A 17215-nucleotide genomic window follows, 5' to 3' on the forward strand; every position below is an offset into this window, starting at 1 on the left:
CTGTTTTTAAAACGGTTGCCCTTGCGGAAACCGGATCAGAAATAAATCTTCTTCTACTTTTTGTACATCCATGAGGGGATTCAGGTGCGTTTGTACTTCCTTGTCTGCTTTCTCGGCATCCTTCTTTGTCATATCGGCTGTCTGGCCATGAAAGGTGATGGAGATACAGTCTTTTCCACCGGTTGCACAGGTGCCCTTACTATCTTCCAGTAAAATATGTGCCCCTCCGGGAAGCTCCACTTTATCATAGAAACCGCTCCATGCAGTTACAGCAGGGGTACAGGGGTTATTATTTTTCTGTTTGCAGCTACCAAATGTATTGGCTTCAAAAGGCTGGCCGATGTCTTTAGTATTAGCCAGCGGCTTTTCCGCGCCATCTTTATCATTGATATAATGTACCTGCTGACTTTTCACTTTCAGCTTATCGGGAGTTGTACCAAACTGGCATTTGCAAACCGCTCCCTGACATACCAGGTGTTTCTCACTCATGTCCTTTTATATTTTTTTCAACGTTTGAAAAAGAAGGAAAAGATGCTTTTCTTTTTCCCGGGGTCTGTTTCTTCCGGCAATAGTATCGACATTACCGGCGCCGGCGCCTTGTCTTTTTCCCGTAAATGGTAGATGCTGAACGTTACATTTTTCTCTGCTCCGTCTTTGCCCGGCAAACTACATCTGCCAGTAACGGAATTGATGGAATAATCTTTATGATACAGTTTATAAGTAATATCTACCTGGCCTTTCAAGGGTGTATGAATACCATAAAGCTGTTGTGAAAGCGGAATTTCCTTTTCATCAGAAAGGTCTTCCACACTGCGCGGATCACTGCAGGTTCCTTTTTGTTGCAACACCAGGCAACCGCTATCGGTCTGATGTTGCACCGGTTGCTGGATAATATTAAACAAAACGGGCGCGGTATAAGGCATCACGGGCAAAGCAGTGGTAAGCTGCCGTTCCATGATATCGCTGCCAGGCTGGTACAGATCAGCAAAATAGAGTGCCATAAACCAGTCGCGGCAAAGGGATTGATAAATATGCCGGGGGCTGCTCACCGCTAGGTCCATATACGCCACTATTTCCTCCGTTACACTCCCTGTAAAATACTCCAGTAGCGCAGGTTTCTCTGCTTCCCAGGCAGCGGCTATCTGCGCCGCGTTAGCAACACCAATAAACTGCCCGTTGTCATTTACCGTTACCTGCAAGGGATACAATACTTTTCCACAACGCGCTACCAGCTTGTCGATCATTTTCTCTGGTAACTGTTGATTAATATATACAGGCGCCTTATCGATATCAAACAAAAAACCGGTACCTGGTATTTTCTTCACGCCCTTCAGTGTAATTTCATAACTGATGGTTTGCTCAGCACCCAATGATTCCACGATATAGGTCACCCCATAAGTTCTGTGAAGATGTACCGGGTTAAACCGGAAAGAAGGCTGGTTCATACGTGATGACTACTTTTTTTTATTGCTGTCGTTGATTAATTGCGTGACTGCATTTTCCACATTGCTTACATATCTCCGGATAACTTCCGGGATCCGGCTGGTATCGGAGTCGATACGATAAGACATCACCCGTCTTTTATCTGTAAACGCCACTTCTACCAATATCACCGGTTGATCGCGGCAGCTCAGGCAGCCCCAGCTATGGGTGGTAGCACCGGCTGTTAACAACAGGGAGGGAATGGAATCTATCACGAAGCGGCTGCGCTGCCATTGGGCGGCAGATAATTTCACTACGGAAGAATCAATTTTCCGGTTGCCGGTATCCAGCCAATTCCGCTCCAGTGCATCCGGGGTAACGCGATAGGTTACACGGATACCTTCAGACAAAACACCGAATTTCACCCCGGCTACATCAGGGGAAGACTGCGCAAACAGTGTAGCCGTTAACGTGATCGTGCATATAAGGGTAAGCAAACAACTGCGCATACTAATAATTTAAAATTAAGCTTCTGTCCTGTCTCATAATATCCCACTGAAATTTGAAAAAAGACCGCATACTGTCATTGGAATCATATGGATTAGGGTTGCGATTCAGCTGCCAGGTGTAATCCATGATGTTATCAGTATAGCCCTGATAAAGCGTATATGGTGGCGGCTTTAACCCCACTAGTGGTTCACCGGCGCTGAAGGTGTGTTGCAGACCAAGCGAGTGTCCGGCCTCGTGCAGCAGGGTTCGCCGGTTCTTTAACCCGGAAAGAAATACCACGTAAGCATTTCCCCATACAAACTCCTTCATGATATCTCCTTCTCCTGCTGCGAGTCCCTGAAGATAACTGGCAGGCAGATCTGTCAGAAAAATGTAGGTCCGTTTATTGGCGTCTGCATTGATGCGGCCACCTGCGGGCTTATGCTGGCCGTACTTTTCATACAATGCGATTACATCTTTCAGGAATTGATCGGTATTAAAACGACCGGAACCACCCAACACATTATTCCAGAAATTAGTGACTCCTGTATCTGTAAGTGGCAGTACACCGGTTTCAAAAGTGGTATCCGCTTTTATCTCCGCACGGATGAGCGCCTGGTTAAAGGAAGATCTTTTAAACTGGTATTCCAGGTCTTTTATCAGCTGCTGGTCAATAGTAGACACACTATTAGCCTGTGTTCCAACTTTCACCAGCACCAGTTCCATTTTGGGAATAATGTGGTTGTTGTATACCATCAGTTTTCCAACTTCTTCTTTCTTGTCTCCCAGCTTTGCATAGACTTTTATTTCTTCGTGTTGTTGTAACGGAGCGTCGGTATTCACTACATTGATGCCGCCTTTCAGCAGATAAAACTTTACCGGCTGTCCGCCCGGACGGTAACGGGTTTGTTTGCCACTGCCCATCAGCGCGGCAATATTTATTTTCTGTGGCGTCACTTTCAGGTTAGGATTCTTTGATTCAAAAATGATTTCCGTACCATCACTGATCACGTCTTCTATTTCCTCCAGTTCCAGGTCCAGCTGCGCGCCGTTCTTATTCATAGAGGAACCGTGCTTAAACTGCTGGGCAGTGGTGTGTGGGAATAGCGATAACCAGGCAGGATAATAATCCTTACCATAGGGCTTTATGGGGCTTTTCACCTCTTTGGTGTACTCGTTTTTTACGGCCGCCACATCGTTGGCCAGAGGCACTACACTTTGACAGGGAGCGCCATTATTATCCAGCTCCACATAATTAATAGCGTAGATATAATCATCCCGGAGCCAGTCGAAACCATATTCGCCTTTATAGCCTGCGGGGCGTCTGAAGTGTACGAGAAATTGTTTTAGCTCCTTTTCCTTTTTCTCTGGCGCCTGGTACTTGTCGTAAATAATTTTGTCTGTGCTGCGGAGCTTCACCTGGCTGGCAGCCTGCAGACTGATATCCCCATTGGTAGCGTAAGTGGTAGATGTCTCAGAATTTTCCACAATATTCTTCGCTATTGAAATCATATTTCCCATCTGTGATATATTATCCCGGGTTAAAACATTTTTGCTTTGTCGCCGCTTTTGTTCACAATCTGTTTGGCGCTATGCATTTCGATATTCTCTTTGGTACTGCTAAGGCTCACCTTTTCGGCCGTTTTCTCGATGCTTTTAGCAGTGCGTTGCAGGGTATCATCTGCCACCTCTTTGATATTGGCGGCCATGAGACTAAAGTCTTTCACCGCTGTCTGGGAAAGGTTTTTACCTGCGCTCACCTGTATATTTTCTTTTGCCGTAAAGCTGATATTTTTTGCGTTGATGGTAATATTCTCCATAGCAGCAATGTTGATGCTTTGGGCGCTGGTATCCATGGTAACAATATTGCCGGATTTGTCGGTGATAGTGATACTTTCCGCTCCATCGGTATCATCCAGGCGGATAAGATGCCCGCTACGCGTTTTGATAACTTTCAGGTTATTCTGGCTGTCACCGAATCCCGTTTTGGCGTTACCGTTATACACGGCGCCCAGTACCACCGGTACTTCGGGGTTACCGCCTTCAAAATCTACCCATACCTCTTCTCCTGCTTCGGGTATAAAATAGAAGCCTTTTTCGGTGCCTCCGTGGGGAGAAACAAGTCGCAGCCACGGAGTAGATCCCGATTGCTGCCATTGAAATTTCACCCGGATACGGCCCAGTCCTTTGGGGTCATTATTATCCGTCACAACAGCGCTTTGCGCCTCACAAACCGGTGAGCGCTGCAGATCAACCACCGGCATGGCCGCAGCGGCGGGAATGGCTTCAAAATCATTTTTATACAGGCCATTCTCTGTGCAGTAATGCGACAAACGGGTGACCACAAATTCTCCATGATGCTCGCTTGAAAGAACCGACTCGTTGACCGTAACAATATCTCCGATCTTTAGTGCGCTCTGCTGGCTGCTGCCTTTCAGCACCGCCATCTGTGACAAGCGGCCTTTTTTCTGTACCTGTGTATATTTATCCAGCTGGGATTTGGCGCTGCTACCGAACGACTGGTTCAGCTTATATTGTGATGTTTTTTTATAGAGCCGTTCGCTCACTTCTTTCAGGTGGCTCGTATATACATCAGTGTTACCTGCGGGGATGGCCTGCGTATCGTTGCTAACGGCTTGATTTTGCCTGTAGTCATAGCCATACAGCCGGCTATTATTGGATTTCACAGTCAGATCCAGGTTAAAATCAATCAGGTCTACCTGGTGGGTAAGGGTTGTTTTCTGCGGACGGTAGTTGCCAAATACCACCTTCTCGCCGTCATAAAAAAACCATTCTCCGAAACGGGCCGCCAATCTTTCTATAAACTGGTAAGTCGTTTCCTTATACTGTACTATATATTTCAGGGATTCGGTCAAAGCGGGATCCACAGCGGGTGATTTACCATAAGGCCCACATCCTTTGAGTGATTCATTGACAATAGCAGCTAATGTTTTCTGTTCAAAGCAGGCCATATGTTCATCATCTTCCAGCAGGATGGTGGTACTGTGTCCTTTAATCACACAAAAACCATGGGTACCATCACTGCCCTTTCCCATACTGATACCATTTACAATACCATTAAAATTTAAAGGCTTGTACACCGCATTTGTCTCTACAGGTTTTATGGAGATAGTAATCTCTTTTCCCAGGAACTCTTTGCCGGCATTGAATAATCCTTTTCCCAACTTACTCAGCCAGTCATAGCCGATCTTAATTTCAAAGTCGTGATGTCCGTGAATAGTCTGATGCAGGACCAGGGAATGAAAAGACGTAAACTGATGATCACCGATAGTGAATGAGGTGTGCGTATACAATGACATGTCGCAGCTTTTTCTGTTTTAAATATGGTTAAATGCCATTACCATCACAGGAATGATACCGGGCAACTACTTCAAAAATTTGGAATTAATACTGGTTACATATCTGCTGTTGCTATAAACGGGTTAAGCACGCAACAGTAGATAGATATGGTCCTTTCTGTTTTCAATAATCAGGAACTAATATACAACAAGTGGCAGAAATACAAACACGGAAGTACAAAAATAATACGGGTCGACCGCTTATGTAAAAAGAGCTCAGCCATTGTTGCAATATGCCAGCGATCCCTTATGTTTACATACTCAAATGTATGCCACATGAACCCTGTCCCCGTTACCCGGCTGCTAGCCCTGTTGTTGTGCCTTTCCCTGCCCTGCCTCAGTCAGCAGATACCACTTAAAAGTATTACTGCTATCAAAAGTATTGATCCCGCAGATACGGATTTTTCTGACCTGAAAGGTTTAAAAGTCGCTATAGGCAATGCCCGTATCGTAATGCTCGGAGAACAAACGCATGGCGAAGGATCAACTTATCTAGCAAAAACAAGACTGATCAAATATCTCCATGAGCAACTCGGATTCGAAGTACTGGCCTTTGAAAGTGGCTTTTATGATATGGCCCGTATCTGGGAAAACACGCGCCAGGGCAGTCCTTTCCGGCAAGAAATACCTGGAAGCCTGTTTTATATGTACGCAGGCAGCAAGCAGATGATTCCACTTTTCGACTATATCCAGTCGAAAGTACAACAGCCCGATTCATTGGTGGTAACGGGATTCGAGAGCCAGCATTCCGGTGAAAAATCCAAAACACAAATGCTGCCCGACTTTGAAAAATTTCTGAAAAGCAGGAATCCTGACCTGGTAGATGCAGATTGGGAAGTGTTTAAAAAAGTGGCAGTCGCAACGATGTCTTCCCGTCCTTACCGGCCCTCCGCAACAGAGAAAAAGATCTTCCTGGATAAGCTCACAGAACTGAAAAAAGTGTTGCCTTCCGGGGAAGGCAGTCCGGCCAATCATTTCATTGCCTCGGCGGGTTTCTGGTACCGCGTGGTATGCAGCCTGGAATCGCAGGCAATCCGTTACTGGGAAATGATTCCCGGGAATGAAATGAGTGTGCGGGATCTCCAGATGGCAGAAAACCTGATATGGCTGGCAGAAAAGGCTTATCCCGGGAAAAAGATCATTGTATGGGCGCATAATGTGCATAACGCAAAAACTACCCACGAACTCAAAACGGATATCGCCGGTATCAACGACTTCTTTTCCAGCTATACACCAATGGGCGCCACTGTTTACCAGCATTTCGGGCAAGCAGTATATAACATTGGCTTTACAGGCTATAGCGGTAGCTTTATTGATTTCAACGATGGTAAACTGTTGCCACTGGCCCCTGCTGCTGCGGAAAGCATAGAAGGACAACTGGCACAAACCACCTACAACTACGCATTTATCAATTACCGGAAAGCAAAGGGCTGGTTGCGCCAAACACAAAACGGCATGCTGATGGACTATATCCCCGGTAAAGCAAACTGGCCTGAAATAATGGATGGCGTTTTCTTCATAAAAAACCCAACCCCGGTAGATAGATAGGCCCTCCGCATTTTCCGGTTAATCTTTATAAAATAACGAGTAATTTCAGCCATTATACAACTTTAAAACCGGAAGAATGAATCTTAAAGGATGGATGCTGTCATGGTTGGCCGCCACCGGCAGTATAGCTGCTACAGCGCAGGAATATACGCTACGCTCACCGGATGGGAAAACTGAAATACGTGTATCCGTCAGGGATAGTATACGGTATTCGTTATCGTACAATGGTAAAGTGTTGCTTCAACCCACCACCATCGGGCTTGCTACTTCTGTGGCGGCCAATGGTCCCTGGAAAGTAAACAGCACCAGAACATCGTCAGTAACGCAACAGTTGCGCCCGGTAGTGAAACAGAAAAGCGCTGTCATTGAAGATCATTACGATCAGTTGCAGCTCAACTTCAAAAACCGCAGCTCCCTGCAATGGCGTGCTTATAACAATGGCATTGCCTGGCGCTGGCTTATCAGCAATAAAGGCGCATACGAAGTAATCAGCGAGCAGGCCGGATTTGCCCTTCAAACAAAAGACAGTGCCTGGTACCCGGTGGAAGACGGTTTTTTCTCCCACAATGAACGGCGCTACCAGCAACTAACGGTAAATAATATACGTGATAATAAAAGTCTCGCCAGCTTGCCTGCACTGTTCAGCGTAGATGGCACAAAAATCCTGATTACAGAAACGGCGTTGCTGAACTACGCAGGTATGTGGCTGCAAGGCAATGGCAGCAATACGCTACAGGGAGTATTCCCCCATTATCCGATCCAGAAAAAAATTACTTCCGACCGGGATGAAGAAGTGAGCAGCCGGGAGCCTTTCATCGCAAAAAAAGAAGGCGCCGCGCAATTACCCTGGCGCATTATCATGATTGCCCCGGAAGATAAAGACCTGCTGGTAAATGAGCTGCCTTATCAGCTGGCAGAGCCATCTAGCGGCGATTACAGCTGGGTAAAACCAGGTAAAGCCATCTGGGACTGGTGGAACGACAACAACATCTATCAGGTAGATTTCCGCGCAGGCATCAATACGGCCACTTATAAATATTATATCGACTTTGCTGCGAAATACGGATTGGAATACGTGGTGCTGGATGAAGGCTGGAGCGACACCCGCAACCTGCTGAAAACCTCACCGGACATAGACATGGAAGCATTGTCGCAATACGCTGCTTCCAAAAATGTGGGTATCATCCTGTGGACCACCTGGCTGGCATTGGATCAGCAGCTGGACGCTGCTATGGACCAATTCTCCAGATGGAATATCAAAGGGATCAAAGTGGATTTCATGCAGCGCGATGATCAACAGATGGTCAACTACTATGAAAGAGTAGCGAAATCTGCAGCAGCACATAAAATGCTGGTAGATTTCCACGGCGCCTACAAACCGGCAGGACTGCAACGCACCTATCCCAACGTCATTTCATTTGAAGGGGTATATGGCCTGGAACAAAGTAAAGGAGATCAGAGCAAATCTATCGGGCCGGATCACAACGTAACTTTCCCATTTATCCGCATGGCAGCAGGACCGGCCGACTACACACCCGGCGCCATGCTGAATGCTCAGAAAAACGACTGGGCGCCTCACTGGAGCAATCCGATGAGTATCGGCACCCGCTGTCATCAGCTGGCGATGTACGTAGTATATGAAAGTCCGCTCCAGATGCTGGCAGATAATCCTACCCATTACTACAAAGAGCCGGAGTGCATGCAGTTTCTCCAGGCAGTACCGAGTGTATGGGATACCACTATTCCTCTTCAGGCCAGCGTGGGCCAGTATATCCTGACCGCACGCAAAGCTGGAAACGGTGACTGGTACGTAGGTGGTATGACGAACTACACTGCCCGCACCTTAACACTGGATTGCTCTTTCCTGCCGGAAGGCACCTATAGCATGCAGGTATGGAAAGATGGTATTAATGCCGACAGAAATGCACAGGACTACAAAATGGAACAGATCACGGTTACAAAAAACTCCAAGGTACCCGTTGTGATGAGCATTGGTGGTGGCTGGGCTGCGAGAATCGTCCGGAAAAACTGATTATCTATATAAAATAAAAGCGGGGCAGATAACTGGTTATCTGCCCGCTTTTATTTTATTACCTGCTACGCATTCTCCTTAAACTGATCCAGCACCTGCCCTATCTGTGTCAGGTATTTTCCATAATACTTTTTGATCCAGGATTCTGTGATCATCATGATCATGAGTATTAATATTACAAAAGTAACAGCGATACCAATAGCCATGCCTTTATGCACCAGGGCCTGTTCCAGAACTATGGCCGCCTTATTTGCCTTATCGCTGGCCATAAACATCACGGCTATAATTAATGCGAAAGGAAACAGCGTATAGGTGTAAGCTTTATACATCTCGATATTCAGCTTTGCTTCATAATAAAGTGAATACAGATTATCTTTTGAGCTGAGTGTATTGGTGCGCAGGCTATTATAGAAGAGATAGAATTTATAAAAATAGTGTACAGAAATAGCTATTACCACCAGGTACATGGCATAAAAAGGTGCGATCATTACTGGGCTCAGGTAAAACATTTTCGGTAAAAACGCACACAATAGCAGGCTGCCAAACTGTACATAAAATTCGAGTTGCATGTTCTTTCGCAGTTTCTCTACTGGCATCTGTAACGATTTTAATTGATCAACACTGGAAGGAATCACTACTTTACTGTTATCATTATCGTTATTCCAGGCGGATTGTATATCATCAAAATTCATAACCTTGTTTTTTAATCAGTTCTTTTAATTTGTCTTTCGCCCTGCTGAGCTTCGTTCTGGCATTGCCTTCCGAAATACCCAGGTTTTCGCCGATTTCTTTGTGGGAATAATTTTCGAGATGAAGAAAAACCAACGCTTTTTCTAATCTTTCCAGTTTTTGCACCGCCCTGTAAAAGTGGGTCAGTTGCAGTTCTTTGGTAGCGGTTGCATTTTCCTCCATAGCTAAGTGTTCTGGCATGGAATCGGTCACCGGCATTTTCTTTTTTTCTTTTTTGAAGAATACCAGCGCGGTGTTCAGTGCCACCCTGTACATCCAGGTAGAAAACTGGCTTTGCTGTTGAAAGGAGTCATAGGATTTCCATAACTGATAGATGATTTCCTGCGTCAGATCCTGTTGATCATCATCCGTATCCATGTACATCCTGGAGATCTTGTGAATGATTCCTTTATGTGCCTCCACTTGTTCAAGAAATTCCTTTTCCTTGGTTTTCAAATTGGTGCTGGCTTTAGTTCAAAATAGGTTTAACGGTATATCCTTTCTCTCTTAATAATTTGATCACTCCTATGGGGCCTGCCAGGTGTGCACTTCCCACTGTGAAAAAAGTACTTTCCTGCTTCATCATCTCCGGCATTTTAGCTACCCAGTTTTTGTTTCTTACTTCCAGTAACCAGTGAATACCGTTTTCATCCATCAGTTCCGGAGTAGTGACGGCGCTGTACAGGGTATTCAGGTCCTCCGCCTTATAGGCTTCCACCATCTTATCATTATTCATTTTTGTACTGTCGAATGCTTTTATCTGGTCAATGATCTGCTGGTCGTTCATCGATTTCAGCATATACCTGGTTTGCTCGGCCAGTCCTTCAAAATAGCCAATTTCTTTTTTATCTGTCTTTGCCATTTTCACAAAAGTATCTTCATAGGATTTCAATTCCTTGCAGGGAAATGATTTCTGGGCCATCAATGACACAAGAACAGCGAGACGGTAGTTTTCAAACGGCGCCAATGGAATGCCACATGTTTTTTTAAGGATAGAATCTATATCGTGATAATCAGCGGGCGATAGTTTTTTACTCAAAGGCACTTCTGCTGCCATTTCTTTCGCTAAAATGGTATTTATTTCCGGATCAAACACGTTGGCTTCAATCACCAGCCGACCAGCCGCGTGCAGGGCTTTTTCTGTTTTATCTGCTACTTTAAAATCTTTTTCACATATCATATGGATGGTACCATACAGGTAAGAGGGCTTTGCGAGGCCATTGCCGGTGATTTCCCATAATAAGGATTTGTCTTTTGCTGCGGGAGCCTGTGCAGATGCCCTGCCTGCAAATAAACCAGTTATTACCAACGAAGCTGCTGCGATATTTCTGAAGATATTTTTCATATGCTTTTGAATTTCTTTTTCAGATTAGTAGGCGACTATATCATTTCGTTACAGCTATTCGACACTTTTTTTCAAAAAAATTCAAATCCGCCTCCAGCAAGCAAAAGGCCTGCTCCTGGCAGGCCTTTTATATTCTTTCTTCTTCTCTTTTTAGTCAGCCGGTAGTTCCTGCCGTTGGGTAACGATATGATTCAGTTGATGATGAATCATTCTTTCGAGCAGATCATACCCCGCGTTAGGCCTGGAATGGGCATATTCCCGTTCCAGTTTGGTAATGGGGCTCAGCCAGTAAAGATTTACCTTATCGCTGTATACAGTGGGTATAGGCACGGCCGCACCATTATATAACGCGCTGGAAACGATCACGCTTTCAAAAGGCGCCGGCAACTCCGCCGAGATAGTATGCCCTTCCCCTAACCAGGTAACCTGCTTCCAGGGTCTGTCGGCGATACCGGATATCAATCCGGCCATGGCCATGATTTCTTTATCGGTAAAATCAGTTTTACTCACTGCCATAGCCAGTTCCATTCTGCGGAAGCCCGGGGCGCGGTCGTTGTATAACAATTCCACCCAGGGCATCGGGCGGATGCTCACTCCAAGGGTAAGCAGGTACACCACACCATCCTTTTCAAATTTACCCAATCCCATAGGAGGCCATTGACCACCGTCTATGGCATAGTATTGTACCAGTGGTCCAAACATTTCCTCATACGCCTTGATATATTGATCCTGTAAAATGCTCCAGGCCTGGCTGGCTTCATCTTCCCAGTCTTTCCAGAAAGCAATGGCCTGATCCACGCGTTCGTACATCGCATTCACGCCCCGTTTGCCCAGCGGCATCAGGCGGTCGGTGTCTGCGGCATCGATACAATCCGCAGCATAGGCTACCGCATGTTCCTCATTATACAGGCTCCAGCCCGGAATAACACCCAATATCTCATTATCATATAAAACGGCGGCGCCGTCTCCTTCTTCCATCCATACAATCGTAATCCGCTCCGCTTCCAGTGGCGCCTTCCCTTCCGGATGATTGCAGTAGGGGGCTTCCAGCATGGGAGCCATTCCTTCTTTCATAGCAGCTACATCCCGCTGTGGAGGCGCAGGCTGCAGGTTACGTAACCAGCAGGGACGGGGAGAATATTTAGTGGTAAGTAATTCAGACGGATACAGGTAAAAATAAGCCACTCTCTCGTCCTGTTCCACTATGGCGTACATCGTTCCCCTGTTATTTGGCTGGTCAATCAGTATTACCGGCTCAGACATAATTACATTTTTTTTAAGATCCTGCAAATGAAGGCATTCCTGTCAGGGTTATAATTCCTGCTTTATTTGCCGTATTTTGTCAATTATACAATTATTTTTATGAAGATATATTCCACCTTGTTATTTGTATGCCTGATGCTTTGTTCTGCTACCATAAGCGCCAAAGAGCGCCAGTTTTACCAGATTAAAATCTATCACCTGAAAACAAAGGATCAGGAAAAAATGGTAGATGCTTACCTGGAAAAGGCTTTCCTGCCGGCATTACATAAGGCAGGCATCCCGCAGGCCGGCGTCTTCAAACCACTGGAAGCCGATACAGCGGATATCAGGATCTATGTACTGATCCCGTTTAAATCGCTGGAACAATTTACCAACCTGGATAAAACATTACAGGCAGATAAATCATTTGTTGATAACGGGAAAGACTACACGGACGCAGCCTGGGATAAAATGCCCTATACCCGTATAGAGTCGATCCTGTTGCTGGCGTTTCCCGGTCTGCCCGTACTACAGGCTCCTTCCCTGCAGGCGCCCAAAAGCGAACGGGTATACGAATTACGCAGCTATGAAAGTCCTACCGAAAAATACCATGTTAATAAAGTAAAGATGTTTAATACCGGCGATGAAATCGGTATCTTCAAAAATCTGAACTTTAATGCGGTGTTTTATGCGTCCGTTATTTCCGGACCACGTATGCCCAATCTGATGTACATGACTACATTCAATAACAAGGAAGACCGTGATGCACACTGGAAAGCATTTGTTGCGGATCCAAAATGGAAAAGTCTTTCTGCCCTGGAAGAATATAGTCACAATGTATCTAAATCAGATATTCTCTTTTTAAGACCCACAAATTATTCTGACCTGTAATCTCCAGGGTGGCGGGCCAGTCCTGCCACCCATTTTTTATACCGTTACAGCTTCCCCGAACAGGGCTTTCACCGCTTCGATATTTACCGCAGTGGCCTTTGTTTTATCGTAGGCCAGGTAGATGGTATTGATAGTAGGCTCATTCCCTTCCCATAAAAGTTGCAGTTTTTTCTGCTTTACCAGGTCTTTTACCAGGTAATCCGACGCCACAGTGATACCGGGTACCTCCTGCATGGCCTTCAGGATAGAATCGAAACCGGGGATAATAAAGCGGGGGCGGAATCCCGGCCTTTTCCTGAAATTATGCAGCCAGAAACGGCGGATGGCCAGCAAGTCGCTGCTATAGGCGAACCAGGGCTGCATCTGCATCCAGTCTTCTATCTGCGCAATATCATTCTGACGGATAAACTTCTTTAAATGAGTCGTGTCCATCTGCGGGCTTCCCACCAGTACAAATTTTTCCAGCAGCACCGGCTCACTCACGATGTTCTTTTCTTCCACTGCGCTGGTAGATATCACGAAATTAAGATCTCCTTTCAGCAACTTTGCTACCAGGTCTTTCGTCAGCCCGAACTCCACTACCAGGTTAGCATCTCCGATCCGGTCGATGTTACCGGATAACCGGGCATCAAAAAACTCCTTCGGCGCTCCTACATTGATGACTGTCATACAACGGGCCACGCAGCTGCGACTGAAATCGCCTTCCACTTTTTCCAGTTTCTCCACCGATTCGATGATCTGTGTATAAAACAATTTGCCATAGCTGGTAGGCACCATCTGCCGGGGCTTACGCTCAAACAAAGGATGACCGATATAATTTTCCAGGGCGGATAAATGCTGACTTACATTGGGCTGTGAGATCAGCAGTTCCTGTGCGGCGCCGGTTAAGGTGCCAGACTGGTAGATGGCCTTAAAGGTACGGTACCATTCAAAATTGATCATAGCATAAAATTATAAAAACATTTATGCTTATCAATAAAATTCATCAGTTAATTTATACTATAATTTCCGCGTCAATAATTAAACAAAAAGACTTAATTTAAGCCTTATTACACCCACCAGCAGGACGAAAATGAGCCACCACACATTTTCATTCCTGGTAACAACACCACTTTTTTAAAAATTCAAAAACTGATCCCCCATGGCTGATGAAACTCAACAGAAGGTGCAGACTGCCCTTGGCGACGTCGCCGCAAGACAACTTGCCATTGCCACCCGCACGGTGCCGCAGATGTCCACCATTACTCCCCGCTGGCTTACAAAGCTGCTGAACTGGATCCCCGTAGAATCGGGTGTATACCGGCTCAACAAAGTAAAAGACGAAAGCAATGTAGCCGTAGACTGTTCCGGCAGGGATGAACGCGAACTACCCCAAACGTTTGTGGATTATATTGATAATCCCCGTGAGTATAACCTCAGTGCAGTGAATACTGTGCTGGATGTACACACCCGCGTGTCAGACCTCTACAGCAAACCTTACAACCAGATCAGTGAGCAGTTGCGGCTGATCATTGAAACCATCAAAGAACGCCAGGAAAGTGAACTGATTAACAATAAGGAATATGGCTTATTGAGCAGTGTAGTGGCTTCCCAGCGCATTAAAACACGTACCGGCGCCCCTACTCCCGACGATCTGGATGAACTCATTACCAAAGTGTGGAAAGAACCTGGTTTCTTCTTGTTGCACCCATTAACCATTGCGGCCTTTGGCCGGGAATGCACCAGACGGGGCGTACCACCACCAACTGTTTCTCTTTTTGGTTCGCAGTTTATTACCTGGCGCGGTATTCCGTTGATTCCTTCCGATAAAGTGCCCATTGAAAATGGCAAATCAAAAATCATCCTCTTACGCACCGGCGAAAGCAGACAAGGCGTTGTAGGCCTTTACCAGCCTAACTTACCAGGAGAGCAGTCACCAGGTTTATCCGTGCGCTTTATGGGTATCAACCATCAGGCCATTGCGTCTTACCTTGTGTCGTTGTATTGCTCACTGGCAGTACTGGTAGATGATGCTATTGCTGTTTTGGATGATGTTGAAATAGGCAAGTACCATGAATACAAATAATTTTCAACCCGATGGATTACCGGATATTGCCGCGCTGGAGAAACTGGCCAACCAGTTGTTCCACTCCCTGCAATCCGGTAATGATGTGCCTTCAACGGGCTACACATCAGCTGCCCCCATCCAGGACCCGCTGCTGCAACAGGGAAGTGTAACGGATGTTACACATGCGCCCACCAGTTTACCGGATCCTCATTTCTCCGGTAATGGTGGCATCCCTGCTTCCGTAGCTGGCAGCGGTATTTCTCCGGCTGCTTTAACGCACCCGTCAGCGGCCTATGATCCTTCCTTTGAACAGGAACTGCAAAAGGCGTTGAAAAATATTCCTTCTTCTGCTTACACTTCCCAGCTGCCCACAGCTGGTACTTCTTACTATTTCCTGCCAGAAAAAGCCGCCGGAATTACCGGTGTGGCGCAGCCACCACTGGATATAAACCGGGTGCGGGCCGATTTTCCTATTCTGCAGGAACATGTAAATGGCCGCAGGCTGGTTTGGCTGGACAATGCCGCTACCACTCAGAAGCCACGAAGTGTGATTGAAAGGATCAGTTATTTCTACGAACACGAAAATTCAAATATTCACCGTGCGGCACATGAACTGGCTGCCCGCGCTACAGACGCCTATGAGGGCGCCCGCGAAAAAGTACGGGCCTTTCTGAACGCTGCTTCCGTTAATGAAATCGTATTTGTACGCGGGGCTACAGAGGCTATCAACCTGGTAGCCAAAAGCTGGGGCGAACAATTCCTGCAGGCAGGTGATGAAATTATTCTGAGTCACCTGGAACACCACGCCAATATTGTGCCCTGGCAGCAACTGGCGGCAAAAAAGGGACTGGTGATCAAAGTGATTCCGGTAGATGAAGATGGTCAGCTGATCATATCTGAATACCAGAAATTGCTCAGTACCAAAACCAAGCTGGTCTCCTTTACGCAGGTATCGAATGCCCTTGGTACCGTAACACCGGCACAGCAGATCGTAGACCTCGCCCACCAGGCCGGCGCCAAAGTACTGGTAGATGGCGCACAGGCGGTTTCGCATATGCGGGCGGATGTACAGCGGCTCAACTGCGACTGGTACGTGTTTTCCGGGCATAAAGTTTTCGGTCCTACCGGAATCGGTGTATTGTACGGAAAAGAAGCGCTGCTCAACGAAACGCAACCCTGGCAGGGAGGTGGCAATATGATCAAAGATGTAACGTTTGAGCATACCCAATACCATCCTGCACCCGGACGTTTTGAAGCAGGTACCGGCAATATAGCCGATGCCGTTGGACTCGGCGCTGCTATCGACTACGTAAATCATATAGGCATTGATGTTATATATCAATATGAACATTACCTGCTGGTATACGCCACGCAATTACTGAAAGATGTACCAGGTCTGCGCCTGATAGGCACAGCTCCCGACAAAACCAGTGTGTTGTCTTTTATCTTTAAGGATTTCACGACGGAACAGGTGGGTGCGGCGCTGAACCAGGAAGGTATTGCCGTGAGATCAGGTCATCACTGTGCACAACCTATTCTGCGCCGGTTTGGTGTAGAAAGCACCGTGAGGCCGTCCCTGGCGTTTTATAACAGCTGCGCGGATATAGATCTCCTGGTAAATACTTTACTGCGATTACGCAAAAGCAGGATATAATTTTTTCGGGAGAGGAGGGGATCTGTGTTTGCATTTCACAGAAAAATATAGATCATCTCTTCTTCCGAAAAATATTTTCACACCGGAGAGAAAAGAAAACACTGCTTACCATCAACACTCCTAACAAGCCACAGCAGCGCATTACAGGCATTTTTATTTTTACCTGAATATCTCATACAAGCTGAAACACGCGGCTGTGCTCAGAAAAAACAACATTTAAATTTTGCAGTTTAAATTATTTACCTACATTTGCACTCCACAATGCGAGGTAGAGCAGAGGTAGCTCGTCGGGCTCATAACCCGAAGGTCAGTGGTTCGAATCCGCTCCTCGCTACAAATAAAAAAGTCCTGTACTAAAAGTGCAGGACTTTTTTTATCCCCTGACGGATAAAAAATAAATAGTATTATTACAGCGGCCTCAATAAGCTGGTAGCAGTTTTGTTAGCCAACACCAAAT

The 17215-nt window shown here is 46.2% G+C and carries 15 protein-coding genes and 1 tRNA gene; 6 read left to right on the forward strand and 10 right to left on the reverse strand.

Going from position 1 to position 17215, the window contains the following annotated elements; genetic code table 11:
• Positions 1-6: 6 nt before the first annotated feature.
• Genes BMW79_RS32145 through BMW79_RS32165 form a run of 5 tightly spaced genes read right to left on the reverse strand, consistent with a single transcriptional unit; the run spans position 7 to position 5231 of the window.
• Positions 7-489: a DUF4280 domain-containing protein gene (locus tag BMW79_RS32145; RefSeq protein WP_089903353.1), complete on the reverse strand. Its 483-nt coding sequence runs from the start codon at positions 487-489 to the stop codon at positions 7-9.
• Between the two features lie 17 nt (positions 490-506).
• Positions 507-1445: a hypothetical protein gene (locus BMW79_RS32150; protein WP_089903356.1), complete on the reverse strand. Its 939-nt coding sequence runs from the start codon at positions 1443-1445 to the stop codon at positions 507-509.
• Positions 1446-1454: 9 nt separating this feature from the next.
• Positions 1455-1931 carry a hypothetical protein gene (locus BMW79_RS32155; RefSeq protein ID WP_089903359.1) on the reverse strand — a complete coding sequence of 159 codons (477 nt, stop codon included), beginning with the start codon at positions 1929-1931 and terminating at the stop codon, positions 1455-1457.
• 1 nt (position 1932) lies between these two features.
• The gene (locus BMW79_RS32160) at positions 1933-3432 is read right to left on the reverse strand and encodes a zinc metalloprotease (protein WP_089903362.1); all 1500 of its coding nucleotides are present in this window, start codon (positions 3430-3432) and stop codon (positions 1933-1935) included.
• A 20-nt stretch (positions 3433-3452) separates the two neighbouring features.
• Positions 3453-5231 carry a type VI secretion system Vgr family protein gene (locus tag BMW79_RS32165; RefSeq protein ID WP_089903365.1) on the reverse strand — a complete coding sequence of 593 codons (1779 nt, stop codon included), beginning with the start codon at positions 5229-5231 and terminating at the stop codon, positions 3453-3455.
• 315 nt (positions 5232-5546) lie between these two features.
• Between BMW79_RS32165 and BMW79_RS32170 the strand changes: the two genes are divergently transcribed.
• On the forward strand, positions 5547-6818 hold the full coding sequence (locus BMW79_RS32170; RefSeq protein ID WP_177192423.1) for an erythromycin esterase family protein: 1272 nt from the start codon (positions 5547-5549) through the stop codon (positions 6816-6818).
• A gap of 76 nt (positions 6819-6894) precedes the next feature.
• Entirely contained in the window at positions 6895-8850 is a 1956-nt protein-coding gene (locus BMW79_RS32175; RefSeq protein ID WP_089903369.1) for a glycoside hydrolase family 97 protein, read from the forward strand.
• Positions 8851-8915: 65 nt separating this feature from the next.
• Here BMW79_RS32175 and BMW79_RS32180 read toward each other — a convergent pair whose 3' ends face one another.
• The 4 genes from BMW79_RS32180 to BMW79_RS32195 form a co-directional block, all read right to left on the reverse strand.
• A complete protein-coding gene (locus tag BMW79_RS32180) occupies positions 8916-9542 on the reverse strand; it encodes a hypothetical protein (RefSeq protein ID WP_089903373.1) in 627 nt (208 codons plus the stop codon).
• Positions 9532-10035, reverse strand: a complete 504-nt coding sequence (locus tag BMW79_RS32185; RefSeq protein ID WP_089903377.1) for an RNA polymerase sigma factor — start codon at positions 10033-10035, stop codon at positions 9532-9534. The genes BMW79_RS32180 and BMW79_RS32185 overlap by 11 nt, the downstream gene beginning before the upstream one ends.
• A gap of 13 nt (positions 10036-10048) precedes the next feature.
• Positions 10049-10924, reverse strand: coding sequence for a TraB/GumN family protein (locus tag BMW79_RS32190; protein ID WP_089903380.1), 876 nt, complete (start codon positions 10922-10924; stop codon positions 10049-10051).
• Positions 10925-11074: 150 nt separating this feature from the next.
• Entirely contained in the window at positions 11075-12187 is a 1113-nt protein-coding gene (locus tag BMW79_RS32195; protein WP_089903383.1) for a suppressor of fused domain protein, read from the reverse strand.
• Between the two features lie 99 nt (positions 12188-12286).
• On the opposite strand from BMW79_RS32195, the gene BMW79_RS32200 reads away from it, so the two are divergent.
• The gene (locus tag BMW79_RS32200; RefSeq protein ID WP_089903386.1) at positions 12287-13057 is read left to right on the forward strand and encodes an NIPSNAP family protein; all 771 of its coding nucleotides are present in this window, start codon (positions 12287-12289) and stop codon (positions 13055-13057) included.
• Positions 13058-13093: 36 nt separating this feature from the next.
• On the opposite strand, the gene BMW79_RS32205 is transcribed toward BMW79_RS32200, so the two are convergent.
• Positions 13094-13999, reverse strand: coding sequence for a LysR family transcriptional regulator (locus BMW79_RS32205; RefSeq protein ID WP_089903389.1), 906 nt, complete (start codon positions 13997-13999; stop codon positions 13094-13096).
• Positions 14000-14198: 199 nt separating this feature from the next.
• Between BMW79_RS32205 and BMW79_RS32210 the strand changes: the two genes are divergently transcribed.
• From BMW79_RS32210 to BMW79_RS32220, 3 genes are all read left to right on the forward strand, one after another.
• Positions 14199-15122: a family 2A encapsulin nanocompartment shell protein gene (locus BMW79_RS32210; protein ID WP_089903391.1), complete on the forward strand. Its 924-nt coding sequence runs from the start codon at positions 14199-14201 to the stop codon at positions 15120-15122.
• Positions 15109-16758, forward strand: a complete 1650-nt coding sequence (locus BMW79_RS32215) for a family 2A encapsulin nanocompartment cargo protein cysteine desulfurase (RefSeq protein ID WP_089903394.1) — start codon at positions 15109-15111, stop codon at positions 16756-16758. Before BMW79_RS32210 ends, BMW79_RS32215 begins: the two co-directional genes overlap by 14 nt.
• 262 nt (positions 16759-17020) lie before the next feature.
• A tRNA-Met gene (locus BMW79_RS32220) sits at positions 17021-17092 on the forward strand.
• Positions 17093-17215: the final 123 nt, after the last annotated feature.

This window comes from Chitinophaga arvensicola, assembly GCF_900110835.1.
Taxonomy (GTDB): domain Bacteria; phylum Bacteroidota; class Bacteroidia; order Chitinophagales; family Chitinophagaceae; genus Chitinophaga; species Chitinophaga arvensicola.